Consider the following 26,936-nt stretch of genomic DNA (forward strand, 5'->3'; position numbering starts at 1 on the left):
CATCGAATATTTCTAATTCTTAGCTCTTGAGCTTAGTTGATTGAAACCTTAGGCAGTAGAAAATATCTCCACTTTTGAGTCACCATCATGACTAAAGAAAGAACACTAGCTACTTCTAGAATATTGCCATTCTCACCTAAAGAAATATATGGGGCTTTTGCGTCTGCCGATTTACTATCGACATGGTGGGGACCTGAGGGCTTTTCTAATACTTTCGAAATTTTTGAATTTACAGTTGGTGGGCGCTGGAAGTTTGTGATGCATGGCCCCGACGGAAAAAGCTATCTTAATGAAAGCCGCTTTGAGGAGCTTGAGCCAGAAGCCAAAGTTGTGATTCGTCATGATTGCCCGCCATACTTCCGGCTTACAATTCGGCTAAGGCCTACTAGCAATGGAACGCATTTGACGTGGGAGCAGGTTTTTGACGATGCCGAAACCGCGCAAGCAGTTAAGCAATTAGTGGGCGCTGCAAATGAGCAGAATATTGATCGCCTGACTCGTGTCTTGAGCGAAAGCTGCTAATTAAGGAATAGCAGCCCTTATTCATTCCGACTAATTAGCCCCAGTTCCATCGCCTTCAATGTGGCTTCTGCTCGAGAATTTATTTGCAATTTACGGTAAATATCTTTCACGTAGCTCGCCACGGTATGGTGGCTAAGTGATAGTGATTCTGCAGTGCCGCGCACGCTGTAGCCGTGGGCGATGAGGGTGAGTACTTCTTTCTCGCGGGGTGTAATGTCTGTTTCGGGCGCAATCTTTTGCGGCTGAAAAAAACTCAACATTCGGCGTGCAATACTGGGTGACAGCGGTGGTTGGCCTTCGAGAATGCCTTTAAGACGGGTGGTGAATACAGCTTCGGTTTCGTCTTTGAGCAAATAGCCTGTTGCTCCGGCCTTGAGTGCGTCAAACAGGTGATTTGAATCGTCGAAGATGGTGGTAATGACGCATTGGCAACTTGGGTTAACAACAAAAATATCCTCCATGATGTCTATGCCAGAACCATCTGGTAGGCCAATATCCAATAAGGCTAACTGCGGCACCCAGTCGCTAATTGATGATTTGGCGCTGCTAATAGAGTTTGCGGTGCGAATGTCGGCCCCTTCAAAACAGTCAGCGCATACACGGTAGAGCCAGTCTGCTACGTCAGCTAGGTCTTCAACGATTAGTATATTTTGATAGAGGGTCAATCCTGCCTCGCCGTCTTTTATCTATATGGATTATAAACAATAATAGTGCCTGAATATGTCTACTGCGCACATCCCCTATTCGCGGGTGAGGCGGTAAAAGCAAAAAGAGAAATCATGAATTTACAGCTTCGCCTTGGTCTTGTTTTAAGCCTACTTGTACTGTTATTAAGCTCCGCATTCTACCTTAGTATTAATTTACCTGAGACCAACGGTTATTTTTATGCCGATGAAGACAGTCTCATCTATCAAGAACAAGGCCAAGACGCCATCGCGATTAGCCATTTTATAAGCAGTGCCGGCGACATTGAAGCCGAGTCATTATTGCTCATTCCTGAGCCAGATATCATCGAAACCTTTACGGATTTTAACCGCCTGATGTATGCACACAGTATTTTAGGTAAAGAGGCGAAATCAGGGGTGTTGCAATTTATGAGTGCGGAAGGTGAATCGAATACGGTGTTGATTCGCGACCGGCATATTGCAGATCTGCCCTGGGATTTTTGGTTTCAGTTACTGGTGGCGACCGGGGTTTGCTTAATTGGTGGCGTGGTGTGGGCCGCGCAACCAAGCAAGGCAACGGGTTTATATGCCTTGACGGGGCTTTGTTTAACGATTGCTATCGTTACCGCCTCTGTTTATAGCACGCGCAGTTTTTTAATTGACGGACAATTGTTTCGTTATTTGTCTAATATTAATAGCTCTAACGCAATTTTGTTTTCTTCTGCTTTAGCGTCTCTGCTTTGGTATTACCCGCAGCGTTTAGGGCGCTTTCCCGCTGTTTATCTTAGCTTTGCTGCGGGTATTGCGGGTGTAATAACGGTTTTCTTTCAGATTGGGTCGGGCGCATCAGACTCCTATATTTATACCTTGCTGATATATATGGCGGCGATTGTGTTTGCCGCTACCCAATGGTTTTACACCCGCCATAAGCCGCTTGAGCGCGCTGCACTACTATGGTTTTTGCTGGCGATATTTTTAGGTACGGGTCTCTTTGCCGGTTTTCAGCTTATTCCGGCTGCATTGGGTATGGATTTGCTTCTGCCACAGTCGGTTTTGTTTGCGGTTTTTTTGCTGATGTATGCCGGTATTGCGTTGGGGTTGTTGCGCTACCGGCTATTTGATATTGACCGTTGGTGGTTCGAAATTTGGAGCTGGCTGCTCGGTGGTATTGCCGTCATTTTGGTTGATTTGGCCTTGGTGTCTATTCCCGCCTTAGGCGAGACCGCGGCCTTGTCCTTGGCCTTAGCCGCAGTAGGTTGGATATATTTTCCTTTGAGGCAGTGGTTTTGGACACGTTTTGTAAGTGTGCCGACCCGAGATTTGCAAAAGATTTTACACAGCAGTATTCCGATGTTTGTCGATATTCGCGATGTGGGTGAGCTGCGTTTGCTTTGGATACGGCTATTAGAAGATATATTTTCGCCTCTCAGTATTTCTCCGCTAGACAAAATGCTCGGGCATAGTGAGATTCGAGACGGTGGGCAGGTTTTAGCTGTCAGTGGTGTTTTTAACGAAAATCACTCCATAGAAATGGCGATGCCTGAGAAGGGGCGGCGTTTATTTAATCGTGGCGATATCGCCATTATTGAATTGTTGCAGGCGCAGTTTAAGGTGGCGATATCTGCAGTTGAGGCGCGGGAAGAGGGCCGCTTCGCCGAGCGAGATCGTATTCGTCGTGATATTCATGACGATTTAGGCGCGAGGTTGCTCACCTTGCTGCATAGAAGTGCCGACAGCGAGCGCCCACTGGTTCGTGAAGCAATCAAGGATTTGCGCGCTTTGCTAGAGGCTTTAGATATCCCGCCCCGCAGTCTTTCTCAAATGCTATCCGCATGGAAGTTAGAGTTTGAAGAGCGCTGTCAAAGCGCTGATGTTGAGCTTAGGTGGCAGCAGCGTGGCGAATATCTGCTAAGTCTGCTCACGCCAGAATCGCAGCATCAATTACAGCGCATTGTGCGGGAAGCGGTGTCTAATGCGCTGCGCCATGCGTCGCCGACCTATGTAGCTATTGCCGTTGACTTAAAGGGCGGCCGTTTGAGTATTTCAATAAAGAATGATGGTTCGGTGACAGAGGGCGGTTCCGCTGGTCGCGGTATGTCAATAATGCGACAGCGCGTGGCAGATTTGCAGGGGCAGCTTAATATCAAGATTGACGATGGCTGTTGGGTGATTGACGTGTTGGTGGATATGTCAGAAATTATTGCATAAAAAAGGGCCTATATTATTCACCGCGCTCTAAAATAGATTCAAATCAACAGGTGGCCATAAGGCTTTCCCCTTAGACACTCCGGCATTGTAGGGATCTACTGTGCTCGTCAGTTAAAAGTTAGGTGCTGACCAACTATCAAACTGAAGTCTAAGAGATAAAAAAGCCCTGATAAATCAGGGCTTTAGGTTTGGCTCCGCCTGCTGGGCTCGAACCAGCGACCCAATGATTAACAGTCATTTGCTCTACCAACTGAGCTAAGGCGGAACAGCTTTAACAGCTGAGGCCGCGCATATTAAGGATGTTTCTTGGGGTCGTCAACCCCTGATGAAAGAATTTCTTGTTTTGGTGATTTTATGAGCAATTTCCAAGGTTTAGCGTATTTAAAATAGCTGGGGTTGTTTTGCTGCGAGCTGCTGGCCGCGTTAATATGGGGATTTTTGTGGCGGGCAATTTTATGAGTAAACCTTTTCAGGTGGTGTCGAAGTTTGCTCCTGCGGGAGATCAGCCCGCAGCAATTGCCGGTCTAATAGAGGGCGTAAATGCGGGCTTGCATGCTCAGACCTTATTGGGGGTAACGGGCTCTGGTAAAACATTTACTATCGCTAACGTCGTAGAGGCGCTGCAGCGGCCGACAATTGTGATGGCGCCGAATAAAACCTTGGCGGCGCAGCTTTATGGAGAGTTTAAGGAATTTTTTCCGAATAATGCCGTGGAGTATTTTGTTTCCTATTACGACTACTATCAGCCTGAAGCCTATGTCCCTGCCTCTGATACGTTTATTGAAAAAGACGCATCTATAAACGATCACATAGAACAAATGCGCTTATCGGCGACTAAGGCGCTGATGGAGCGCTCTGACGCTATTATTGTGGCGTCGGTATCTGCGATATACGGTTTGGGTGATCCTGAGCAGTATTTCAAAATGATTCTTCATTTAGTGCGTGGCGAGCGTATTGATCAGCGCAAGCTCTTGCGCCGCTTGGCGGAGTTGCAATACACCCGCAATGATATTGCCTTCCAGCGCGGGACGTACCGAGTTCGCGGCGACGTAATTGATATCTTTCCGGCGGAGAGTGATAAAAATGCGATCCGTGTTGAGCTATTTGACGATGAGATTGATTCTATTACGGGCTTTGATCCGCTCACAGGAGAGTCCTATGGCAAGTATCCGCGTATAACGATTTACCCTAAAAGCCATTACGTAACGCCGCGAGAAACCTTATTAAAGGCCGTCGATTTTATTGAGGAGGAGTTGGTCGAGCGCTTGGAGCAGCTGCGCAGCAATGAGCTGCTTGTCGAGGCGCAGCGATTAGAGCAGCGTACTCGCTACGATATTGAGATGATTCGCGAGCTTGGCTACTGCAACGGCATTGAAAATTACTCACGCTATTTGTCGGGTCGAGAGCCGGGAGAGGCGCCTCCAACGCTGTTTGATTACTTACCGGAAGATGCTTTGGTTGTCATCGATGAGTCCCATGTCACCATTCCGCAAATTGGCGCTATGTATAAAGGGGACCGCTCGCGGAAAGAAACCCTAGTGCAATATGGCTTTCGTCTGCCGTCGGCGCTTGATAATCGGCCGATGAAATTTGATGAGTGGGAGCGCTTGGTGCCGCAAATTATCTTGGTGTCGGCGACGCCCGGTAATTACGAAGCGGAAACCTCATCCCGTGTCGTTGAGCAAGTGGTAAGGCCCACTGGCCTAATCGATCCTGAAATTGAAGTGCGGCCAGCAAGTACGCAGGTGGACGATTTGCTTTCGGAAATTGTTTTGCGCACGGCCGTGGGTGATCGGGTGCTTGTAACGACACTAACAAAGCGTATGGCCGAAGATTTGTCTGAATACCTAGATGAGCATGGTGTAAAGGTGCGATACCTCCATTCAGATATTGACACTGTTGAGCGAGTGGAGATAATCCGCGACCTTCGCCTAGGTAAGTTTGATGTATTGGTGGGGATTAACCTGCTGCGTGAAGGCTTGGATATGCCGGAAGTTTCTTTGGTTGCTATTTTGGATGCGGATAAAGAGGGGTTTCTACGTTCAGAGCGTTCATTAATACAGACTATTGGTCGCGCAGCGCGAAACCTAAACGGCAAAGCGATTCTATATGGCGATCGAATTACCGGCTCAATGCAGCGTGCTATTGATGAAACCGAGCGGCGCAGAAGCAAGCAAATCGCCCATAATTTGAAAAATAATATTACGCCTATCGGTGTTTTAAAATCAGTAGCCGATATTCTTGACGCAGGCGCGATACCTGGCTCAAAGAAAAAGCAGCGCGGTGAGCAGCGAAAAGTCGCTGAGCCCTCGGGAGATTATTTGCTGGATGCGGAAACAATGTCGAATGCCGAGCTGGCGAAACTGCTGAAAACCCTCGAGCAAGATATGCAGCGGCACGCGAAGAATCTGGAATTTGAGGCGGCTGCGAATGTGAGGGATAAATTATCTGAGATCAAACAGCGTTTCTTCACGAGCTAATTTGCAATTTATTAATCTGGCGTAAAACCTTGTGCTGCTGTGGTGGCGTGATTATAATGCGCCTCCTTGTAAGGCAAGCGACTCGACGATTGCCAGCACGCTTTGTACGACCGTAGCTCAGTTGGTTAGAGCATCACCTTGACATGGTGGGGGTCGGTGGTTCGAATCCACTCGGTCGTACCAATTCCCTTTGAGTTCAAATTGACGTTAGCCTAATTGGGCTTGCTCAAATCTCTCAGTGTTTGGCTTTTCATTCTTGTCGTATCGTTTGTCCTTAGTGAAAAAACTTGTTTTGCGCTTTGATTTTTCGTTTCGCAAATCAGCGCGGCGTTTTTTCTCTAATGACGTTATACTCGCACCGAATTATTAATTATCCAGCCTGTATCGGAAAAGGAGCTCCCGACTTGCTTTGTTTGTTTCTGAAGTTGGGGTTGCCTAAATTAAATTTACTCGTGTTTGTAGGGCTTTTAAAAACGAGCTTACTCGTTTTCTGTGCGCATTTTTCTTAACGACTGCTCTCAGTGCTGCCGAATTTGGTAGCGCAACAGTGGCTGCTGTACGCACGATTTATGATGGCGATACTTTTCGGGTGAACATCGATGGTTGGCCCGCGGTGGTTGGTGACAGTATGCCGGTGCGTATAAAGGGCATAGATACACCGGAGTTGCGCGGTAAGTGTCAGCGAGAAAAGGAGGCGGCACGGGCGGCCAAGCAGTTTTCGGTGGCACGGCTTAGAGAGGGGAAGCTAATAGAGCTCAAGGGTATTGAGCGCGATAAATATTTCCGTCTACTGGCCGAGGTATGGGTTGATGGGGTAAGCCTAGGAGAGCAATTAATCCTTGGTGGTTTTGCTGTGCCCTATGGCGGCGGAACAAAAGTGGATTGGTGTTGATATTGATGATTTTGGTGGGAACAGGCAATGGAATTTGAAGATGCGGCGTCGTGGGATGATAAATTTAGCGGCGTGAAGTTCGCCGCTAAAGCTGCTGGTAAGCGTTATATTTTTGCTGTATCTCGGTCGGCGTTAATCGATTTTTTCCAAACAGCGGATACCAAGGAGCAGGCTTTCTTGAATTTTGAGGAGAACCGGTCGCGCTTTGAGCGTTTAGCAACGCGGCGGGTCGTTGAGGAAAAATTGCCCCATGACGACGGGCCAATAGTCATTACCTATTTAATTTGCATCGAATACCAGCTTTAGTTAGTTTTTGTGGCTTGCCATTACTTGCAGCTCGGCGCTGTAAACTTCATAATGGGCGGCTTAAATTTCTATAATTTTCAATACACTATTTAACTCACGTGGCCTTTCGTAGGGGTCACCACTGAAAGGAAAATACCATGCCGGTAATTACCCTTCCCGACGCGAGCCAGCGTGTCTTTGATCATCCTGTTTCTGTTGCCGACGTTGCTATGGATATTGGCCCCGGTTTGGCGAAAGCCGCCTTGGCGGGCCGTGTGAACGGCAAGTTGGTTGATACTAGCCATATTATTAATGACGATGTTGAGCTTGGTATTATCACCGAGCGCGATGAAGAGGGCGTTGAGGTTATTCGCCATTCTACTGCGCACTTATTGGCGATGGCGGTGCAGGATCTATTTCCTGGCGCGCAAGTTACCATTGGCCCAGTAATTGACGACGGTTTCTATTACGACTTTGCTTATGAGCGCGCCTTCACGCCAGAAGATCTAGAAAAAATTGAAGCCCGCATGACCGAGTTGTCGTCGGAAGACTTGCCTGTATCCCGTGTCGTAATGAGCCGAGAAGATGCGGTAAAAGCATTTAGTGAATTGGGCGAAGAATACAAAGTCGAAATTATTAAAGACCTGCCTGGCGACGAAGATATTTCTGTCTACAAGCAGGGCGATTGGATGGATTTGTGCCGTGGCCCTCATGTTCCTAGCACCGGCAAGTTGAATGCCTTTAAGTTGACTAAAGTGGCGGGTGCTTACTGGCGTGGCGACCAAGCCAATGCCATGTTGCAGCGTATATACGGCACCGCCTGGGGCAATAAGAAAGCACTGAAGGCGTATTTGAATCGCATTGCTGAGGCTGAAAAACGCGATCATCGCAAGGTTGGTAAAAAGCTCGACCTCTTCCATATGCAGGAAGAGGCGCCAGGTATGGTGTTTTGGCACCCTAAAGGCTGGAGTGTTTATCAGGCGATTGAACAATATATGCGCAGTAAGCAGCGCAAACACGATTATCAAGAGATCCGTACGCCGCAGGTCGTGGATATTTCGCTGTGGGAAAAATCGGGTCACGCGGACAAATTCAGTGATGGCATGTTTACCCTTAGTGCCGACGAGCGTGACTTTGCCGTCAAGCCCATGAACTGCCCCTGCCATGTACAGGTATTTAATCAGGGCTTGCGCAGTTATCGCGATTTGCCGCTGCGCTTGGCGGAGTTTGGTTCTTGTCATCGCAATGAGCCCTCGGGCTCGCTACACGGCATTATGCGGGTGCGCGGCTTTACCCAAGATGATGCCCATATTTTCTGTAGCGAAAAGCAAATTCAGCCAGAGGTGGCTTCGTTTATAGATTTCTTGCATGAAGTATACGAAGACTTTGGTTTTAGCGAGGTCATTTATCGTTTGTCTACTCGCCCTGAAAAGCGGGTCGGTAGTGACGAAGATTGGGATCGCGCTGAGCAGGCTTTGGCCCTCGCCCTTGATAGCAAAGGCCTGCCTTGGGAAATGTTGCCGGGAGAGGGCGCGTTCTACGGGCCTAAGATTGAATTTTCGCTAAAGGATTGTATTGGCCGCGTATGGCAGTTGGGTACGATTCAGGTCGATTTCTCTATGCCTGGCCGCCTTGGGGCGCAATACGTCGATGAGTCTGGTCAGCGTCAAACCCCGGTCATGTTGCACCGCGCAATTTTGGGTTCTTTTGAGCGCTTTATCGGTATTTTGATCGAGCATTACGAAGGCGCATTTCCTGTGTGGCTGGCTCCGGTTCAGGCTGTAATTTGTAATATTACGGACAAACAAGGTGAATACGTCACTAAAGTGCAAGATTTATTGCGAGATAGTGGCTTTAGAGTCGATGCGGACTTGAGAAATGAGAAGATCGGCTTTAAAATCCGCGAGCACACAATTCAGAAGGTTCCGTTCTTGTTTGTCGTAGGTGACAACGAGGTCGAAACGCAGACTGTTTCGGTACGTGCACGCAGTGGCGAAGATTTGGGATCGGTATCAATTAATGATCTCAGTAAACTCCTCGCAGATAGCGTAGCTAAACGTAGCCGCGCAAATTCGGAGAACTAGCAATTAAACGCGATAACGCAAAAGGGCGCAGCAAACGTGCGCCGATAAACGAAGAAATTGAAGCCAGTGAAGTACGCTTGATTGACGCCGAGGGCAACCAAGTTGGCGTTGTCCCGCTTGCGGAAGCGCTGAAAGCTGCGCAAGAAGCGACATTGGACTTAGTTCAGATCACTGATTCAGACCCGATAGTCTGTAAGGTGATGGACTACGGAAAACATGTTTTCGAGGCCAAGAAGCAGCAAGCTGCGGCCCGAAAAAACCAGGTTCGAACCCAGGTTAAGGAAATTAAGTTCCGCCCAGGTACGGAAGATGGGGACTATCAGGTAAAACTACGCAACCTGACACGTTTCCTTGAACACGGAGACAAGGCTAAGGTAACTCTGCGTTACCGCGGCCGTGAGATGGCCCACCAGGAATTGGGTATGCAGCTGTTGAAGCGGGTTGAAGAAGACCTCGCTGAATACGGTTCTGTAGAACAATTTCCGAAAATGGAAGGCCGTCAATTGACTATGGTCATTGCTCCGAAAAAGAAAAAGTAGCGAGCTCCTAGGGCCTACTTGATTTAATTTACATTGAGAATGCGGAGTATCTAACGATGCCAAAACAAAAAGTACACAGCGGGGCGGCAAAACGCTTCAAAAAAACCGGTAGCGGTTATAAGCGTAAAAGCGCTCATAAAAGCCACATCTTGACCAAGATGACCACCAAACGTAAGCGTCAATTACGTGGTACTAGTGCTGTCCATAAGTCGGACAAAGTTCTAGTAGACCGCATGTTGCGCGCCATCTGATAAACGTCATCGAGATTAAGAGGAATATACTATGCCCCGCGTAAAACGTGGTGTGACCGCACACCGTCGTCATAAAAAGATTCTGAAACAAGCCAAAGGTTACTACGGCGCTCGTTCACGTATTTATCGTGTTGCGAAACAAGCGGTAATTAAAGCAGGTCAATATGCTTACCGTGACCGCCGTGCTAAGAAACGCGTATTCCGCGCTTTGTGGATCACTCGTATCAATGCAGGATCACGTGCTAATGGCTTGAGCTATAGCCGTTTGATTGCTGGCTTGAAAAAGGCAGATATTGCTTTAGACCGTCGCGTACTGGCTGATCTAGCCGTGCATGACAAAGAAGCCTTTGCTGTGATCGTAGAACGCGCGAAATCAGCCTTAGCTTAAAAAGCGTTTGACCGTTGCGTGGCGGTCATTGTGCTTAGTTTTACTATAGGGAAAGGGCTAGCGCCCTTTCCCTATTTTGTTTTTAAGACACTAATTTAAGTCATCACTAGAGGCCTTAAGGCTTAATCGGGTGGCAGCGGCGCAGAGATTGGGAGCGCGGAATGGAAAATCTTGAAGGTTTAGCGGCTGAGGCTGCGGCAAAAATCAGTGCCGCAACAGACGCGCAGGCGTTGGATCAAGTGCGAGTAGAGTACCTAGGTAAAAAAGGGCATATCACGGCACTATTAAAAGGGCTGGGTAGTTTGTCTGCTGAAGAGCGGCCAGCGGCAGGCGCGGAAATTAACCGCGTGAAAGAGGCTCTGTCAGACCAAATCTCGGAATCTAAGCAGCGCCTTGATCAAGCCGCAGTTGATGCCCGCCTTGAGGCTGAAAAAATCGACGTTACTTTATCTGGTCGAGGTCAACATGCCGGTGGATTGCATCCAGTAACGCGAACCATCGAGCGGATCAGCGCATTTTTCGGCGGCATTGGATTTGACGTTGTTGAAGGGCCTGAGATTGAGGACGACTATCACAATTTTGAAGCGCTTAATATTCCTGCTCACCACCCTGCGCGGGCTATGCACGATACGTTTTACGTTGATGAGTCTACGGTACTTCGCACCCATACCTCGCCGGTGCAGGTGAGGGTGATGGAGACTAGCGAGCCGCCAATGAAGTTGATTTGCCCTGGGCGGGTTTATCGCTGCGACTCAGATTTAACCCACACCCCGATGTTTCATCAGGTTGAGGGTTTGTTGATCAGTGAAGACGCCAGCTTTGCCGATTTAAAAGGCATGCTCGAATCCTTTTTGCGTAGTTTTTTTGAGAAAGAGCTAAGTGTTCGTTTTAGACCATCTTATTTTCCTTTCACAGAGCCCTCCGCTGAGGTGGATATACAGTGTGTGATGTGTGGTGGTGAAGGTTGTCGAGTGTGTAGCCATACTGGCTGGATCGAAATTCTGGGCTGCGGCATGGTTCATCCGAGTGTGTTTGCGGCCTCTAATATCGACACTGAGCGGTTTACGGGCTTTGCCTTCGGTCTTGGTGTGGAGCGGCTTGCGATGCTGCGTTATGGCGTGAATGATCTGCGCCTGTTTTTTGAGAACGATTTGCGTTTTCTCGCTCAATTTAAGTAAGCGGGCTTTGGCTGCGTAGTTGGCCTTAGCGTGTCGCCCAAACGTGTTTAGACGGAAAGAATATGAAATTCAGTGAGCAGTGGTTGCGAGAGTGGGTAAGCCCAGCAGTGGATACCGAGCAATTAGCCGCGCGGTTAACGATGGCCGGTTTGGAAGTGGATGCGATTGATCCTGTTGCCGGCGTGTTTAGCGGCGTGGTTGTGGCAGAGATTGTTGCCACGGAACCCCACCCAGACGCCGAGAAGTTGCAGGTTTGCCGAGTCAATAACGGTGCCGAAGAGGTGCAGATTGTGTGTGGCGCGGCAAATGCGCGCCCCGGCATAAAAATCCCCTTGGCGACATTGGGGGCGGTTTTACCTGGTGATTTTAAAATCAAAAAGGCCAAGCTGCGGGGTGTGGAGTCCTTCGGCATGTTGTGCGCTGAGCAGGAGTTGGGCTTGGCGGAAAAATCTGACGGCCTGATGGAATTACCCGCCGATGCGCCCTTGGGCGAGGATATTCGCCGCTATTTGAAATTAGATGACACGGTGATTGAGTTGGGTTTAACACCCAATCGCGCAGATTGTTTAAGTGTTCGCGGTATTGCCCGCGAAGCTGCGGTGTTGAGTGGTCTAGCTTTTGAAGACGCTGCGATAGCGCCTTACTCCCCAGCGATAGGCGAAGAATTGCCAATTAGGGTGATGGCAGCAGATGACTGCCCGCGTTACGTGGGGCGGATTATCCGCAATGTCGATGTCTCTAAGCCAAGCCCTCTGTGGCTGCAGGAAAAGCTGCGTCGTTGCGGTTTGCGGAGTATTGATGCTGTTGTCGATGTGACCAATTTTATTCTGCTGGAATTGGGGCAGCCCATGCACGCCTTTGATTTGGATAAAATCCAAGGTGGTATTGTTGTGCGTCAGGCAGTCTCGGGAGAATCATTGGCGTTACTCGATGGACAGACTATTGAGCTTCGTGAAGACTCCCTGCTTATTGCCGACGAGAAGCAGCCCCTCGCTTTGGCGGGAATTACGGGTGGTGAATTGTCTTCTGTGACTGACGCTAGTCAGCACTTGTTTTTAGAAGCTGCGTTTTTTGCCCCAGATAAAATTGCTGGTCGCGCGCGGTCTTATGGTTTGCATACAGATTCCTCGCATCGCTTTGAGCGCGGGGTAGACTATGAACTGCCCCAGCGCGCTATTGAGCGTGCAACGGCGCTCATTATCGAAATATGCGGCGGTGAGGCTGGGCCGGTGAGCTGTGTTGAGGCTCAAATGCCGGCCCGTGAGCCGATAATGCTTCGTGAAAAACGCATTAAGAAGCTGCTTGGAATGGCGATAGCCAGCGACGAAGTCGAATCCATTTTGCGCGGCTTGGGTATGGCGGTAAGCGCGGTAGACGAGGGTTGGAGCGTAATCGCGCCTAGTTGGCGCTTCGACATCAGCATCGAAGTGGATTTGCTAGAAGAGCTAGCGCGGGTCTACGGCTATAACCGTCTGCCGGTGACACCAATTCACGATTCTCTGACGATTCAGGCCGCACCAGAAAGCCGTCGCGGAATGCCGCAGCTTCGTCAACAATTGGTGGCGAGAGGCTACCAAGAAGCCATCACTTACAGCTTTATTGATCCTGCGATGCATCAGGCCATGGCCGAGGGTGAAGAGGGTGTCGAGCTACTTAATCCAATTTCGGCTGATATGTCGATTATGCGGACAAGCTTGCTCCCTGGTCTGATTAAAACCGCGATGCACAATGCAAAGCGTCAGCAAGCTCGGATACGTTTGTTTGAATCTGGGCTCAGGTTTGTAAAATCCGATACTGGGTTGAAGCAGGTGCCCACCTTGGCGGCACTGCTAACGGGGCGTCGCGAGCCCGAAAGTTGGAGCGAGAGCGGCTATTTGGTCGATTTTTATGATCTCAAGGCTGATTTAGAGAGCCTGCTTTCGGTATCTGCGGGCACAATTTCCTTTACGGCCGCTAAATATGCTGCGCTACATCCTGGACAAACTGCCGATATCTACTGTGATGGTAAGCGCATTGGGCGTATTGGTGCACTCCATCCAAGCCTACAGGCGAAGTGGGATTTTGTGAATCCGGTATACCTGTTTGAGCTTGATCAACAGCCTCTACTTGAGCGCAAAGTGCCGGTTTTCGCGGAATTGTCTCGCTATCCTGAGGTGCGTCGAGACTTGGCGCTTATCGTTGACCGACAATTGGCGGCAGATGAGGTCTTGCAGGTAGTCAGGAAATCCGCTGGTGAATACCTGAACGACTTGAAGCTATTTGATATTTATCAGGGTAAAGGCATTGATCCTGAACGAAAAAGTTTGGCGTTAGGCTTGACCTTCCGTCATTCATCGCGCACCCTTAACGAAGAAGAGGTGAGTCAATCGGTTGACGCGGTTGTACAAACCTTGAAGGAGGCATTTGGCGCAAGTTTAAGGAACTAGTGTGATGACGTCCCTCACCAAAGCAGAAATGGCTGAACGATTATACGAAGAGCTGGGCTTTAATAAGCGTGAGGCCAAGGAGCTGGTCGAATTGTTTTTTGAACAAATTCGCCACTGCTTGGAAAACAACGAGCAGGTAAAAATATCTGGCTTCGGGAATTTTGATCTTAGGGATAAGAGTCAACGTCCCGGACGTAACCCCAAAACCGGCGAGGAGATTCCCATTTCTGCTCGTCGTGTTGTTACGTTCCGGCCCGGACAAAAACTTAAATCCAGGGTAGAGGACTATGCTGGAACCAAGTCATAACGATGAATTGCCCCCCATACCGGGAAAGCGTTACTTCACTATTGGCGAAGTGAGCGATTTATGCTGCGTAAAACCCCATGTTCTCCGTTACTGGGAGCAGGAGTTTCCTCAGCTAACCCCCGTTAAGCGTCGTGGTAACCGCCGTTACTATCAGCATCAGGATGTGCTGATGATCAGGCAGATTCGTAGCTTGCTCTATGAACAGGGCTACACCATCGGTGGCGCGCGGCAGCGTATGTCGGGCGATACCGCCAAAGACGAATCGTCGCAAACTCGCCAAGTTATTCGGCAAATGCTGAGTGAGCTTGAAGAAGTCGCGAAACTCCTGAAAAGATAGTTCACTCAAACAAATTCTTGGGGTATGATGCTGCCCCTTCAATCGGGGCGTAGCGCAGCCTGGTAGCGCACCACACTGGGGGTGTGGGGGTCGCAGGTTCGAATCCTGCCGTTCCGACCAAAAAAATATAGGGGTTTCAATCACTTAGATGATGCCCCTATTTTCTCACCACAGATTTACCACATTTCCACATCCTGTCCATGTCTTACTTCGCGCCCTACTTGTGATGAGACGCTAGCCGGTTTTACTGTATACGCAGCAGGCGATTAAGTTTTTTGGCTAAGTGACTGTTATATCAATAATATTGCGATATTTCGTTTTTGTTAAATGCTAGACATTTTGCTTGGCAGCTTTTATTCTTCATCTGCTTTAAAAATATAAAAAGACGTTTTGGGTGTTTGCTTCGATTTGTTGCTTGCCGTCTGAATTGCTTTGCAATAACTGAGCGTGTTGTTGCTGGGGAAGGAAAGCGGTAGCGTAGCACATAAAATAATAAGAAGACTTCTATGGTTCGAGTGGGTGTGTCTCTCCGTGTTTCGCGGGGCTTTTCAATTCAGCGATTTATTGCATTGCTTGCTGTGCTGCTGGCCTTGAGTTTGATCTCGTTTTTGCTATGGAAAACGCTACGAAATCCATTGGAAACGGGCCTCCATGTCATACGTTTGGAGCAACTTGAGACGGCGGCCAAGGCTGATGCCGAACTCAATCTTCAAATCGCCCGTGGGCGCCTATCACTTGATTCTGGGGCGCAGCAGTTGGAGTTGGCTCGAGATCGCTTCACCGTCGCTCAGAGCGCGCTAAGCAGCGGCCAAGCGAGTTTGGCTGGCCTGTCTCCTGAAATTGACTCTTCGCTCCAGCAATATAATACCCAAGCTTCTGCAAAGCTCCGTGTATTGAATGACTATTCTGCAAAGTTAGCTCGTTTATCCCAGCATTTTTCGGTCTTGCGTGTTGCTGGTATCTCACTTTTGAATGCCCCTTCTGTAAATGCCTCGGAAGAATTGCGTGAAAATGTAATGGCGATTTTGCGAGAGGCGACGGCGTATGGAATTCAATCTGAAGCCACAAACGGTTCATATATCGACGAGCTAGGGCGAAATCTTGTCGCCGCTGAGGAGCAGCTGGATAACGATGCGGAGGTGGGGGCGCTCCGGCATTTACTCGCTACAGTCGATGCTCTGCGCGAATCTGCAGACCAGCTTCAGGTATTTGTTGCAAAGTTTGATAGCTTGCCTACTGGGGCTGCTCTATATGATTTGCGTAATTCTTACGAAAATCACTACCACGGTTTGCAGACAACCGCGCGAAATTACCGGCAAACATTGGCGGTGTACGCGGTAGCGTTGCTACTGGCCTTTGGAGTTATTGCGGTGCGTTTGCGCTCTAGTTTCTCGGCATTAGATAGCCTGAATAATGAGCTACAAGATGCGAACGTGAATTTGGAACAAATCGTCGATAAGCGCACCCAGGCTCTTAGTAAAGCCTTAGATGACTTGAAAATGCAGCAGGGACAGTTAATTCAATCAGAGAAAATGGCCTCACTCGGGCAAATGGTTGCGGGTGTGGCACATGAAATTAACACGCCCCTTGGCTATGCCTCCAGCAATGTCGAAATTGTTCGAGAGTCTATGCAGGCGATGGACGGCACCGTAGATGCGGAGAGCATAGCGGAGTTTGACATGCTATTGGCTGACACCGAGTACGGTTTAACGCAGATTGCCGAGTTGGTCATGAGTCTCAAGGATTTTAGCCGCGTAGATCGCTCTCAATCCCAGCTTTTTGACATAAACGAAGGCATAGAAACTGCGCTTAAAATTTGTAATAGCCAGCTTAAAGACGGCGTAAACGTTACGCGCATGTTTGCTGAGCTACCTCAGATCAACTGTGCGCCATCGCAGTTGAATCAAGTATTCCTTAATTTGATAACCAATGCTGCCCAAGCGATGGATGGCAAGGGACAAATATGTATTCGCACCAGCCTTCATGAAAATGATGTTGAGGTTGCTATTAGCGATACCGGCAGTGGTATGGACGAGGAAACCCGCGCCCATATTTTTGAACCGTTTTTCACTACCAAACCGGTAGGAAAGGGGACGGGGCTTGGTTTGTCTATTGTGTTCCGAATTATAGAGGACCACGGTGGCAGCATCCGTGTTGAATCGGAATTGGGTAAGGGTACTGAGTTCTTTATTCGATTGCCCGTGGCTGGTGTTAATAAAGCGTCAGATAGTTTCTTAGAGCAAGATGTGGTTTTGACTGGAGATGCGTAAAGTATGGAAACGAACGTAGGAAGTCCCTCTGAAGAGCCTCGCGCACGAATTTTATTTGTCGATGACGAACCGCGAATTTTAATCGCGCTGAAAGCACTTTTCAGACGAGATTACGATGTGGTGACGGCGGGCTCCGGTGAGGCTGCGCTCGAAATTCTTCGTCAAGGTGATGTCGATGTTGTGGTGAGCGACCAGCGCATGCCTGAAATGACGGGGGTGGAAGTGTTGCGCAAGGCTAAGGACTTGCGCCCCCGCGCTATTCGGGTGCTACTGACCGGTTATTCAGATTTGAGCGCCATACTCTCTGCAATAAACGATGGGGAGATTTTCCGCTTTATTAATAAACCTTGGTCTAATGTTGATTTGCGTTCAACGATTGCGGCGGCGGTAAAGGCTTCCGCGGTGGATTTTGTCAGTGAGGCGGCGGCGCCGGAAGAGGATTTAACGGCCCGTGTTCACGTTCCAGGTGTTGATGATGTCGGCACTTTAATTTTGGATGATGACGAGGCGACGCGTACGACCTTGCAGCGTGTTTTGGGGCGTGAGCGCGCAGTGTATACCGCAGCTAATTTAGATGAGGGCTTGGATTTATTAGAGCGCCATAAGATTGGCGTCATTATCACGGAAATTGCGGTAGGCGGTGAGCTTGTTACCGACCTGCTGAGTGCCTTGCGCCAACACCACCCGAGCTTGGTGGCGATAGTCTTAACGGGGAAATCTGACGCGGAGCAGGGGATTGATCTCATCAATCGGGGACAAATCTACCGTTTTCTTAGCAAGCCGGTAAGTGAGGGTTTGTTGCGGGGTAGTGTCAATTTGGCAATGCGGCGCTTTGAAATATTACAAAAGCACCCAGCGCAAACCCTGCGAATTGCAGCGGAGGCGACGCCGCCACCGCCACCAGAGTCGGATCGCCGGGGTGTATTTCAGCGCATTGGGCGTTTATTTGGTTTGACTGCGTGATAACGAGACTAGAGGGAGTTGCCGAATGAATGAAGCGGTAGGCGCGGTGGATCGTAAGCAGGGTATGGCCCAGTCTGCGGAGTCAGTGGTTGCAATTGCCCTGTTGTGTGTATGTGCGGCTGCTGGGTTGGCGGCTTGGCTGTTGTCTGGTGATGACAAGCCGGCAATCTCTGCGGACAGAAGTGATATTGCGAAGGTGGCATCTGTTCAGGGGGACGAGCGTCTTCAGTCTGAAGAGCAGGCGGTGCTGGCGGAATGGCAGCGTCGCTTGGATGGTGAGTTTAGTCAGCGCGAACAAAATTTGCGTCAGCAAGCACAGTTGGCAACCTTGCAGCAGCAGTCAGAAGCCCTAGCGATGGCGCAGGCTTCGGCGGAGGCGGCCGCCCGTGCGGCAGAGGTTGCTGAGGCGCGGGCATTGAGTGCTGAAAAAGAGCGTCAACTCGCACTGGCTAAGATTCGGGAGCGCGAGGCGCCCGCTAAGCCTGTGGAGAGCAAGCCTGCTACAGCGGCTAATAAGGCGGCTAGCGCGGTGGCAGCAATAGACACCGTACCGGCCAGCATTGATTGGAATAGCTGTGCTCGACCAGAATACCCAGAGGAGTCTGTGCGGTTTGGGCAGCAGGGCACGGTGACAATGTCCTTTGTTGTTGATGCTGAGGGCAATGCTAGCGAGGGCAAGGTAGTTGAAACCAGTGGTACACGTCGTCTTGATTATCGGGCTCTTTCAGCATTGTCGCGCTGTGATTTTGAACCTGAACGGGTAAACGGCAAGCCCGTCGCCTCTGTGGCGCAGGTGCGGTTTACATGGAAGTTAACGAGATAAGCGCGGACTTTTATCACCAGTCCATCGGCGTTTTGTCTTTAAGACGGTAGGCAAATGCAATGACTTCGGCAACGGCAATATACAATTCTCTTGGTATTTCGTTGTCGAGTTCCACTCTAGATAAAAGCTCAGTAAGTTGGCCGTTTTGGTAAATCGGAATATCGTGCTCAGTGGCAATTTCGAGTATTTGGCGCGCAATTTCTCCCTCACCTTTGGCGCTGACCGTAGGTGCACTGTAGCCGTCGTAATGTAAAGAAACGGCAATTTCCCCTGGTTTGTTGCTCATGCCTGCGTGTCCAGTAGTGTTTGCGGATATAGCGATAGCGCGCCTTCTGCTATGGGCTCCGCGCTGCATTGAATACTTGGGGTGCTAATGCCCTGGGCGGACAGGCGTTCTTCGAGGTCGCCGCGTTGAGCGTTTATTAGTGCCATTGTCTGGGGTTTATCAGTGCTGAATCGAATGTTTAGCGTCGGTGTTTGACTAATGCGGGCTTTTAGCGGGCCGAGTCCGGGAAGGTCAAAGCTTAAGTTTACTACCCAGTTGTGCTGGGGTTTTTCTCGATCAGGGCGCGGCTGTTCTTGGTTTTGCGCTTTATCTTCAGTGTATTGGGATTTGTAAAATTGTAGCTGCCAAAGGTCTGTACCGTCGTCGTCACGGACCGGTAGCTCGATCATAAATTGGCTGTGTTGTTTGTCGTTTTGCTGCAAAAATTGTAGCTGATGGGATTCTTGGCGAGCCAAGGAGCCGCGCACGTCACGGAGCAGCTGCCGCAATATCTCAGTCTGTGAATCGCCGTCGGCGAGGTTTGCAGTTTGTCTACCCTGTGGGTTTAGTTGCCCGGGTAATTCTTCAGGCCTAGCTTTGTTTGCAGCGTATTCGGTATAGCTCTGGCTGACGATGGGTTTGCTGCCTGTACTAAGATTTGCGGGGGCTAATAGTGAGCGGCTTGGGGGGGCGTACTCTCGGGCTAGTTGAGTCTGTTTTTCGTCGGCGCTTGTTTGGCCACGTTTTACCTTCTCGGCTGGTAATTCAAGGTCGAGCTCTTGGCTTAGCTGCTGATGCAAGCGCAGTAGGGCGCATTTTATATCGCGAGGTGGTGCCTCACCCTTGGCGAGTTGGCTCTCAAAAAATAGTCCACTCTGTAAGATAGTCTGTCGTAGTTCACTTGCCTGTGTTACCTGTGTCTTGCTGGGTAATATATTTAAAAATTCCTTAAGCAGCGCGCTGAGGCTCGGCGGTGTTGGTCGTGTGTTAACGGCGTTTATTGTACTAAGTAGCTGGGGAGTGCTTTGCTGTTGGGGCAGTGCTGAGCGCAATTGCTTGCTAATGAAATTGGCGTCTGCCTTAAGGATAAGAAGTTGTGGGCGTTGTTGACGATCCTTGCCGGTGACTTGCAGCAGTAGTTTTTCTCCGTGACGCAGGGCGGTTTGGCTTTCCGCCATCATCCTTAGATTGCCAGAGGCGAGTTCATAGAGATGTTCGGCGCGTTGGCCAACGACAACGGCGCTCAGTACGCGATCGATTGCGAGTACTGGCGCGGGACCTGCGGGGCGATTCAGTGCCGCAGGCTGGGTCGCGAAGCTGGGGTTGATTATGACCATAAGCGCTCTAAGGTTGTTGCTTGGCTTTATTCCTCTTCTTTTAGTCTATCGGCATAAATTACATATGCTTTAGTTATATATTATATCGTGCACGATATAGTTGTGTGCGATTCAAAATGCTGCTTTAATGTAGCTGGGCCAGTTTGCTGCTGGATTCTGTTAAATGCACTTAGGGAATTACGATGACAACACTTTATGATTTTGAGATATCAAGCTTACAGGGTAAGCCTTTAGATTTATCTGCGTACAAGGGTAAGGTTGTATTGGTCGTTAACACCGCGAGTAAGTGCGGTCTTACACCTCAGTATGAGGGTTTGCAGGCTCTGTATGACAAGTATCAGGACAAGGGCTTGGTCATACTAGGTACGCCCTGTAACCAGTTTGCCAATCAAGAGCCTGGCGACGCCGATACCATCGAGGGCAGCTGTTTGGTGAACTACGGCGTGAGTTTTCCGATTACGGAAAAAATTGATGTAAACGGGAAGGGCGCGCACCCATTGTTTGCCTACCTTAAAAAGGCGGCGCCGGGCACACTAAGCAATGCGGTGAAGTGGAATTTTACAAAATTTCTGGTGGGCAAAGATGGCGTTGCAATTAAGCGTTTTGCACCAACTACTAAGCCTGAGAATATTGTTGCGGACATTGAGGCTGCGCTAGCGGCATGAGTGGAGTAGCGACTGAGGTAATTCCCCCGCAGCTGCAATTGGATAGCCAGCTCTGTTTTCCGCTTTACGCAGCGTCACGAATGATCACTCGTTTGTATCAGGATAAGTTGGGCCCCCTCGGTTTAACTTATCCTCAGTATATTGTGATGATGGTGTTGTGGGAGAGTGCGCCGTGCGCGGTGAAAACCGTGAGTGCTCGTACTTTGCTCAACACCAATACCCTGACGCCGTTATTGAAGCGCTTGGAGCAGCAGGGGCTTATTTCGCGGCAGCGAGACTCGGTGGACGAGCGGGTAGTTGTTTTGCATCTTACGGATGCGGGGCGCAGCTTGCGAGATGAGTGTGAATGCATTCCCAGTGCTTTGTTAAATAAAGTCGTGGCTGAAGAGGATGACTTACTGCAGCTGAAGCAGCTATTGGGGCGGTTATTGCCGGCGTTGAAGGCGGGGCTAGAAGAAGATTAGCATTTTCTTGCGGATGTAAAAACGGGCTCCTAGGAGCCCGTTTTTGCGACTAACTAAGCGGGGCTTAGTTAAATGCCTTAATGATATTGCCCAGCATTTCTTTTGCGTCACCAAACAACATCCGCGTGTTCTCTTTAAAGAACAGTGGGTTGTCGATACCCGCAAAGCCAGATGCCATCGAGCGCTTCATAACAAATACATTGCGCGCCATGTCCACGTTGATGACCGGCATGCCGTAAATCGGGCTGCCTTCCATTTCGCGTGCCGCGGGGTTAACCACGTCGTTGGCGCCGATAACGATCGCCACGTCGAAGGTTTCCATGCGCGGGTTGATCGCATCCATTTCCAGCAGTAGGTCATAAGAGACATCTGCTTCTGCAAGCAGTACGTTCATGTGACCAGGCATACGGCCTGCTACGGGGTGAATAGCGTAAACCACTTCAGCGCCATTCTTTTCTAGCAGCTCTTGCAGTTCTTTTACCACGTGTTGTGCCTGTGCAACCGCCATTCCGTAGCCGGGGACAATGACCACGCTAGCCGCCGCTTCAAGCACGTAGTAGGCATCTTCTGCAGTCATGGCTTTGGCTTCGCCTTCGATCTTAGCGGCAGCGCCGCCAGCCGATACCGCGCTAAAGCCGCTGAACAGGACATTGCTCAGTGAGCGGTTCATCGCCTTACACATGATTTGGGTCAGGATGATACCGCTAGCACCAACCAGTGCGCCCGCCACGATCAAGATGATGTTGTTGATTGCCAAGCCAGCCGCACACGCTGCTAGACCGGAGTAGCTGTTTAATAGCGAGATAACCACTGGCATATCGGCACCGCCGATAGGGATAACCAGCATGATACCCAGCAGCAGCGCAAGGCCGATCACCAGATACAGATAGAGGTGCGATTCTGGGTAGAGGGTGAACATGGCTGATGCGGCGATAATCGCAACAATCAGCAGGATATTAAAGACCCGCTGACCGCCAAAAACCATTGGCTTGCCAGAGATGCGTTCACTTAACTTGCCCCAGGCAACCATACTGCCTGAGAAGGTCACACCGCCGATCAAGATCGACAAAATGATAGTGATCATTTCAAAGGTGTTGGCTTCAAAGCCATATAGCGCAGCCCAGCCAACCAGTAAACTGGCGACACCGCCAAAGCCGTTAAACAGAGCGACCATTTCTGGCATGCCGGTCATTTCAACGCGGCGGGCAACAATGGCGCCAATAGCACCACCGGCCACAACGCCGGCCAGAATCCATTTGTAATCAATTATGCTCTGATCTAGCAGGGTGATCACAACCGCAACAAACATACCCAGTGCAGACACCAAGTTACCCTTGCGGGCAGTTGCTGGTGAACCCAGCATTTTAAGACCGAAGATAAAGAGGACGGCCGCTGCCACATAGGACATATTTACCAGTAATTCGATGCCCATTACTTAGCACCTCCCTTCTTCTTGAACATGGCCAGCATGCGGTCGGTGACCATATAGCCGCCGATCACATTGATGGTTGCCATCGCCACCGCGATGGTGCCAAGAATAGTAGCAAGGCCAGAGTGCTCCGCGCCTGCTGAGGTAAGGGCGCCGACAAGGGTAATACCCGAGATAGCGTTAGAACCTGACATTAACGGCGTGTGCAGTGTGGCAGGGACTTTATTGATCAGCTCAAAGCCTAAGAATATAGACAGCATTAAGATGAAAGCGAGAAATACAATTTCCATCATCTTCTCCTAGTTAATCAGGTTTTTAATGGTTTCGTTAACGATCTCGCCGCCGTGGGTGATCACACAGCCCTGCAGAATATCGTTTTCCATGTCGATAACCATTTTCTTGTCATCGCCGTTCCAGCCTTCATCAACAAGGTTGAAGAGGTTGGATGAATACATTTGGCTGGCGTCGCGGCTAACGAAGTTAGACCAGTTGCCGTCGCCGATAATGGTCACGCCGTCGACAACAACGGTTTCACCAGCGACAGAGCCTTCAACATTGCCGCCGCTCTCGGCTGCCATGTCGACAATAACCGAGCCGAGCTTCATGCCCTTGATCATGTCGCTGGTAACGAGTACCGGCGGCTTGCGACCAAACAGTTGGGCGGTGGTGATGACGATGTCAGATTCAGCAATTTGCTTTTTCTGACCTTCAAGCTGCAATTTCATTTGCTCTTCGGTCAGGGCAACCGCGTAGCCATCTTTGGTTTGACCGGTTTCGCCGAGATCGATTTCAAGGAACTTGCCACCTAATGAGCGAACCTGCTCGGCAACCACAGAGCGGGTGTCAAAGGCAACAACCTTGGCGCCAAGGCGTTTTGCGGTTGCAATGGCTTGCAGACCGGCAACACCGGCGCCGATGATGAAGACGGTAGACGGCTTCAAGGTGCCCGCTGGGGTCATCATCATGGGCAGAATGCGGGGTAGCTTGGTGGTGGCAAGCAGCACCATCACATAGCCGGCCAAGCTCGCCTGTGAACTGAGAGCGTCCATCTTTTGCGAGCGAGTAGAGCGTGGAATCATTTCCATACTGATCGCGCTTACTCCGCGATCACGGAAGGCTTTGATCAAGCTGTGTTCATTAAACGGATCCAGATAGCTGATATGAATGCAGCCGGATTTCATCTGTCCAATTTCGTCCAATGTTGGCTTGCTGATACGTAAAATAATATCGGCATTGGCCAGCACGGCGTTGCGGTCAGCAATAACAGTGGCGCCAGCGTCGGTGTATTCCTCGTCGCTAAAACCGCTGCCTAAGCCCAAGCCCGCTTCGATTTGAATCGTAGCACCGGCTCTGATTAGCTTTTTGGCATCTGTCGGAATAATCGCTGCGCGGTTTTCGCCGCTCGCGAGTTCTTTTGGGATTCCTATGAGCATCTTTGTAGATCCATTGTGGTTAACAATTTGGTTTTGGGTAAAACGGCCTAGGATATTACAAATGGCCTTAAGAAGCGATAAAAGTGTGGATTAACTGAGTTTATGGTCAAGATAAAACTCCCTATAAATTAATATGATAGCGTCATATCTTGGCATGATAGTGGCCCGTATTGTCAGTTATTTAGGCAGTTCTACTTATAGAGCCATAAGCGTTTTGCGGACTAAACTGACGTGGTTACGAATAGTTTTCGTATATCCAGATGACAGCGGAATTTGCGGGGTATGAGTGGAAAATCGATTAAATAATCCAACTGCTGTGTTTATGTTGATGTCGGTATGTGATGTCTGATCGCCGTAGCTTCGTGATACTTCTTGTTGCTTTAGCTTATTTATTATTAGGTAAGCTCGCACTTCTTCTTGCTATTCCACCGGGCTACGCTACCGCCATTTGGCCAGCAGCCGGTGTTGCCTTGGCTGCAGTAATGATAATGGGTTATCGCGTCTGGCCCGGTATTTTGCTGGGTTCCTTTCTGGTGAATATTGATGCGGTGCCGGCCTTGGGGCAGCCACTGCTCACATTGCTCGCGAGCTTTGTCGTCCCCTTTGTTATCGCCGTCGGTGCTGCGATACAGGCGCTGATAGGGGCCTACTTGATACGCCGTTATATTGGGTTTCAGTTGTCCCTCGACAGCGTAGGCGAGGTTTTGCGGTTTATCTTAATTGGCTGTGGGCTTTCTTGTTTGGTAAGCGCTAGTGTCGGCACTGCGACCTTGTTTATGGCGGGCCTGCTCCCCGTAGAAAATTTTGTCTTTAACTGGCTAACGTGGTGGGTTGGCGACGGTTTAGGGGTGATGATTTTTACCGTGTTGACCTTTGTGTATCTCGGTAAACCGGAGGCTGTTTGGCGTAGTCGCCGTCGTATTTTACCGGCGGTATTGCTTGGGGTGTCGGTGGTTGCGGTCACCCTCTATGTTTTCGGCAGTCGCTGGGAGTTATCGAGACAGCAAAGCGAATTCAGTCGTTACACCTCGCAAATATTTACCCGCGCACAAACTGTTATCGACGCGCATATAGAAAATTTGTATGCAACAAGGGCCTTGTTTGAGGTTTCTAATAAGGTAACGGCAATCGAGTTTGAGAAATTTGTCGATGGCTTTTTGGCGCGAAATACAGGCTTTCAAGCAATTGTTTGGGTTCAGCATATTCCTGACCGTGAACGACTGACGATGGAGGCGCAGATGAGTGCCGAGCACGGTGCTCATGTCCTCATTACAGGGCGTGACGAAAAGCAAAATACCATGCCGCAGCTCAGCAAGGAGGACTATTATGTTATTCGTTACATTGAGCCCTTGGCGGATAATTTGACAGCTTTGGGCTACGACATTAGTTCTAGCGATCTTGTCCGTAATGCTCTCGCGAGGGCTGCAGCCGGAAATTCCCCAGCGACGACGGGGCCGATTCGATTGGTTCAAGAGCAGGAAGATCAGCTGGGTTTGGTTGTGTATCTGCCGGTCCATTTTATCAGCGACGCAACTAGCGGGGCTGGTTTGGCGGGTTATGTGGCTGCTGTTTTCAGAATCCCCGATCTAATGAATTTATTGCTGAGCTCAGATTATTTGGCGAATATCTCGGCCTCGGTTTCCGAGCGAGATGGTGGTGAAATTATCTTTGGTGATCGCTCGTCATCAGCTCAGGAGTCCTTATTCTCTGACAGTGCCGTTTTGCACTTCGCTGATACGGAGTGGCTTTTTCAGTTGACGGCGGACCAGCGGTTTTTGGTTGGTAGTCGGTCGATGGTGCCATGGGGAATGTTGGTGGCGGGCTTGCTGTTTACCGGCTTGCTGGGGATGACATTTTTGGTGTTAACGGGGCAAAAATATAGTTCTGAGGTGACTGGTGAAAAATTAAAGGGGATGCTGCATCAACTCCAAGAGGCGCAGGAACACTTGGTTGAGGCTGAAAAAATGGCGTCGCTGGGGGGGTTGGTGGCGGGCTTTGCTCACGAATTAAATACTCCTCTTGGTATTGCAATAACTGCCGAATCTACCCTTCAGGATGATCTTGGTAAACTGGATGCGGCATTGCAGGAGCGTGGCGGAGTGGCTGCGGAGATAGCTACGCTGCGGCGAATGCAGGAGGCGTCCCGTATTGTGCTGGCCAATGTTCAGCGGGCTGGGGCGCTTATTATGAGTTTTAAACAGGTGTCGGTAGATCAGGCCACGACGGAAACGCGAACAATAAATTTGCATGAATATTTAACGGACGTGCTAATGCATTTATCGCCGAATTACCGGCGCACTGGGCATGAGGTAATACTCGATTGCCCGCCAGATCTTAATATTCGAACTGTGCCGGGAGGCATTGCTCAGGTTGTCATTAATTTATTAACTAATAGCCTTATTCACGCCTTTCCAAATGATCGCAAGGGGCATATTAAGCTCGGTGTGAGTTCGCGCTCCGGCGAGGTTGTGATTCGATTCAGCGATGATGGGATTGGTATTCCGCTGGCCGATCAGAAAAAAATATTCGAGCCTTTCTACACTACTCGTCGCAGCAGTGGCGGCACAGGCTTGGGCTTGCATGTTGTCTACAATACCGTGAGGCGGCAATTGAAAGGGCGTATTTCCGTGAGTAGCCAGCCAGATCAGGGTGCGGTTTTTGAAATTGTATTACCTCTTACAATAAATGAATTTGTTGGTGAGGAGCAGGCCTTTGGTTGATTGGT

General features: G+C 49.7%; 25 protein-coding genes and 3 tRNA genes. 21 read left to right on the plus strand and 7 right to left on the minus strand.

The features are described from left to right. The first annotated feature begins 87 nt into the window (after positions 1 to 87). On the plus strand, positions 88 to 522 hold the full coding sequence (locus tag C0068_RS18020; protein ID WP_103685869.1) for an SRPBCC domain-containing protein: 435 nt from the start codon (positions 88 to 90) through the stop codon (positions 520 to 522). Positions 523 to 539: 17 nt separating this feature from the next. Here the strand turns inward: C0068_RS18020 and C0068_RS18025 are convergent, their stop codons facing one another. After that, complete coding sequence (locus C0068_RS18025) at positions 540 to 1,187, minus strand: response regulator transcription factor (RefSeq protein ID WP_103685870.1); 648 nt, start codon at positions 1,185 to 1,187, stop codon at positions 540 to 542. A gap of 114 nt (positions 1,188 to 1,301) precedes the next feature. Between C0068_RS18025 and C0068_RS18030 the strand changes: the two genes are divergently transcribed. Beyond that, the gene (locus tag C0068_RS18030) at positions 1,302 to 3,395 is read left to right on the plus strand and encodes a sensor histidine kinase (RefSeq protein ID WP_103685871.1); all 2,094 of its coding nucleotides are present in this window, start codon (positions 1,302 to 1,304) and stop codon (positions 3,393 to 3,395) included. 189 nt (positions 3,396 to 3,584) lie between these two features. On the opposite strand, the gene C0068_RS18035 is transcribed toward C0068_RS18030, so the two are convergent. Then, positions 3,585 to 3,660, minus strand: a tRNA-Asn gene (locus C0068_RS18035). Positions 3,661 to 3,850: 190 nt separating this feature from the next. Between C0068_RS18035 and uvrB the strand changes: the two genes are divergently transcribed. The 16 genes from uvrB (at position 3,851) to C0068_RS18115 (ending at position 18,618) form a co-directional block, all read left to right on the plus strand. Then, positions 3,851 to 5,875, plus strand: a complete 2,025-nt coding sequence (gene uvrB, locus C0068_RS18040; protein WP_103685940.1) for an excinuclease ABC subunit UvrB — start codon at positions 3,851 to 3,853, stop codon at positions 5,873 to 5,875. 106 nt (positions 5,876 to 5,981) lie between these two features. After that, positions 5,982 to 6,058 (plus strand) — tRNA-Val (locus tag C0068_RS18045). Between the two features lie 364 nt (positions 6,059 to 6,422). After that, positions 6,423 to 6,767, plus strand: coding sequence for a thermonuclease family protein (locus C0068_RS18050; RefSeq protein WP_199176224.1), 345 nt, complete (start codon positions 6,423 to 6,425; stop codon positions 6,765 to 6,767). 27 nt (positions 6,768 to 6,794) lie between these two features. Continuing rightward, entirely contained in the window at positions 6,795 to 7,073 is a 279-nt protein-coding gene (locus C0068_RS18055) for a DUF1488 family protein (RefSeq protein WP_103685873.1), read from the plus strand. Positions 7,074 to 7,210: 137 nt separating this feature from the next. Beyond that, entirely contained in the window at positions 7,211 to 9,136 is a 1,926-nt protein-coding gene (thrS, locus tag C0068_RS18060) for a threonine--tRNA ligase (RefSeq protein ID WP_103685874.1), read from the plus strand. 2 nt (positions 9,137 to 9,138) lie between these two features. Continuing rightward, positions 9,139 to 9,675: a translation initiation factor IF-3 gene (infC, locus tag C0068_RS18065; RefSeq protein ID WP_103685875.1), complete on the plus strand. Its 537-nt coding sequence runs from the start codon at positions 9,139 to 9,141 to the stop codon at positions 9,673 to 9,675. 56 nt (positions 9,676 to 9,731) lie between these two features. Next, on the plus strand, positions 9,732 to 9,926 hold the full coding sequence (rpmI, locus tag C0068_RS18070; protein WP_008247190.1) for a 50S ribosomal protein L35: 195 nt from the start codon (positions 9,732 to 9,734) through the stop codon (positions 9,924 to 9,926). Positions 9,927 to 9,957: 31 nt separating this feature from the next. Next, positions 9,958 to 10,314 carry a 50S ribosomal protein L20 gene (gene rplT, locus C0068_RS18075; protein WP_103685876.1) on the plus strand — a complete coding sequence of 119 codons (357 nt, stop codon included), beginning with the start codon at positions 9,958 to 9,960 and terminating at the stop codon, positions 10,312 to 10,314. A 161-nt stretch (positions 10,315 to 10,475) separates the two neighbouring features. Next, positions 10,476 to 11,492: a phenylalanine--tRNA ligase subunit alpha gene (gene pheS / locus C0068_RS18080; RefSeq protein WP_103685877.1), complete on the plus strand. Its 1,017-nt coding sequence runs from the start codon at positions 10,476 to 10,478 to the stop codon at positions 11,490 to 11,492. A gap of 62 nt (positions 11,493 to 11,554) precedes the next feature. Then, positions 11,555 to 13,918, plus strand: coding sequence for a phenylalanine--tRNA ligase subunit beta (gene pheT / locus C0068_RS18085; RefSeq protein ID WP_103685878.1), 2,364 nt, complete (start codon positions 11,555 to 11,557; stop codon positions 13,916 to 13,918). Between the two features lie 4 nt (positions 13,919 to 13,922). Further along, positions 13,923 to 14,225 carry an integration host factor subunit alpha gene (ihfA, locus tag C0068_RS18090; RefSeq protein WP_103685879.1) on the plus strand — a complete coding sequence of 101 codons (303 nt, stop codon included), beginning with the start codon at positions 13,923 to 13,925 and terminating at the stop codon, positions 14,223 to 14,225. Continuing rightward, positions 14,206 to 14,562, plus strand: a complete 357-nt coding sequence (locus C0068_RS18095) for a MerR family transcriptional regulator (protein WP_103685880.1) — start codon at positions 14,206 to 14,208, stop codon at positions 14,560 to 14,562. The genes ihfA and C0068_RS18095 overlap by 20 nt, the downstream gene beginning before the upstream one ends. A gap of 43 nt (positions 14,563 to 14,605) precedes the next feature. After that, positions 14,606 to 14,682, plus strand: a tRNA-Pro gene (locus tag C0068_RS18100). Between the two features lie 401 nt (positions 14,683 to 15,083). Continuing rightward, complete coding sequence (locus C0068_RS18105; RefSeq protein ID WP_158250025.1) at positions 15,084 to 16,832, plus strand: ATP-binding protein; 1,749 nt, start codon at positions 15,084 to 15,086, stop codon at positions 16,830 to 16,832. Positions 16,833 to 16,835: 3 nt separating this feature from the next. Further along, positions 16,836 to 17,795, plus strand: coding sequence for a response regulator (locus C0068_RS18110; RefSeq protein ID WP_103685882.1), 960 nt, complete (start codon positions 16,836 to 16,838; stop codon positions 17,793 to 17,795). 25 nt (positions 17,796 to 17,820) lie between these two features. Then, a complete protein-coding gene (locus C0068_RS18115) occupies positions 17,821 to 18,618 on the plus strand; it encodes an energy transducer TonB (RefSeq protein WP_103685883.1) in 798 nt (265 codons plus the stop codon). A 13-nt stretch (positions 18,619 to 18,631) separates the two neighbouring features. Here C0068_RS18115 and C0068_RS18120 read toward each other — a convergent pair whose 3' ends face one another. Continuing rightward, on the minus strand, positions 18,632 to 18,904 hold the full coding sequence (locus C0068_RS18120) for an EscU/YscU/HrcU family type III secretion system export apparatus switch protein (RefSeq protein WP_103685884.1): 273 nt from the start codon (positions 18,902 to 18,904) through the stop codon (positions 18,632 to 18,634). After that, positions 18,901 to 20,220 (minus strand): flagellar hook-length control protein FliK, encoded by a 1,320-nt coding sequence (gene fliK, locus C0068_RS18125; protein ID WP_103685885.1) that lies wholly within the window; start codon positions 20,218 to 20,220, stop codon positions 18,901 to 18,903. Before fliK ends, C0068_RS18120 begins: the two co-directional genes overlap by 4 nt. A 182-nt stretch (positions 20,221 to 20,402) precedes the next feature. On the opposite strand from fliK, the gene C0068_RS18130 reads away from it, so the two are divergent. After that, entirely contained in the window at positions 20,403 to 20,885 is a 483-nt protein-coding gene (locus C0068_RS18130) for a glutathione peroxidase (protein WP_103685886.1), read from the plus strand. 80 nt (positions 20,886 to 20,965) lie between these two features. Next, positions 20,966 to 21,349, plus strand: a complete 384-nt coding sequence (locus C0068_RS18135; RefSeq protein WP_233208861.1) for a MarR family winged helix-turn-helix transcriptional regulator — start codon at positions 20,966 to 20,968, stop codon at positions 21,347 to 21,349. A gap of 64 nt (positions 21,350 to 21,413) precedes the next feature. Here the strand turns inward: C0068_RS18135 and C0068_RS18140 are convergent, their stop codons facing one another. From C0068_RS18140 to C0068_RS18150, 3 genes are read right to left on the minus strand one after another with little or no spacing between them, the layout of a single operon-like run. Beyond that, complete coding sequence (locus C0068_RS18140) at positions 21,414 to 22,781, minus strand: NAD(P)(+) transhydrogenase (Re/Si-specific) subunit beta (protein WP_103685887.1); 1,368 nt, start codon at positions 22,779 to 22,781, stop codon at positions 21,414 to 21,416. Then, positions 22,781 to 23,068, minus strand: a complete 288-nt coding sequence (locus tag C0068_RS18145) for an NAD(P) transhydrogenase subunit alpha part 2 (protein ID WP_103685888.1) — start codon at positions 23,066 to 23,068, stop codon at positions 22,781 to 22,783. The genes C0068_RS18140 and C0068_RS18145 overlap by 1 nt, the downstream gene beginning before the upstream one ends. 9 nt (positions 23,069 to 23,077) lie before the next feature. Continuing rightward, entirely contained in the window at positions 23,078 to 24,211 is a 1,134-nt protein-coding gene (locus tag C0068_RS18150) for an NAD(P) transhydrogenase subunit alpha (protein ID WP_103685889.1), read from the minus strand. A 341-nt stretch (positions 24,212 to 24,552) separates the two neighbouring features. Here C0068_RS18150 and C0068_RS18155 point away from each other — a divergent pair, with 341 nt between their 5' ends. After that, the gene (locus C0068_RS18155; RefSeq protein WP_103685890.1) at positions 24,553 to 26,931 is read left to right on the plus strand and encodes a CHASE domain-containing protein; all 2,379 of its coding nucleotides are present in this window, start codon (positions 24,553 to 24,555) and stop codon (positions 26,929 to 26,931) included. Positions 26,932 to 26,936 lie beyond the last annotated feature (5 nt).

This window comes from Zhongshania marina (genome assembly GCF_002915595.1).
In the GTDB taxonomy this organism is placed as follows: Bacteria; Pseudomonadota; Gammaproteobacteria; order Pseudomonadales; family Spongiibacteraceae; genus Spongiibacter; species Spongiibacter marinus_B.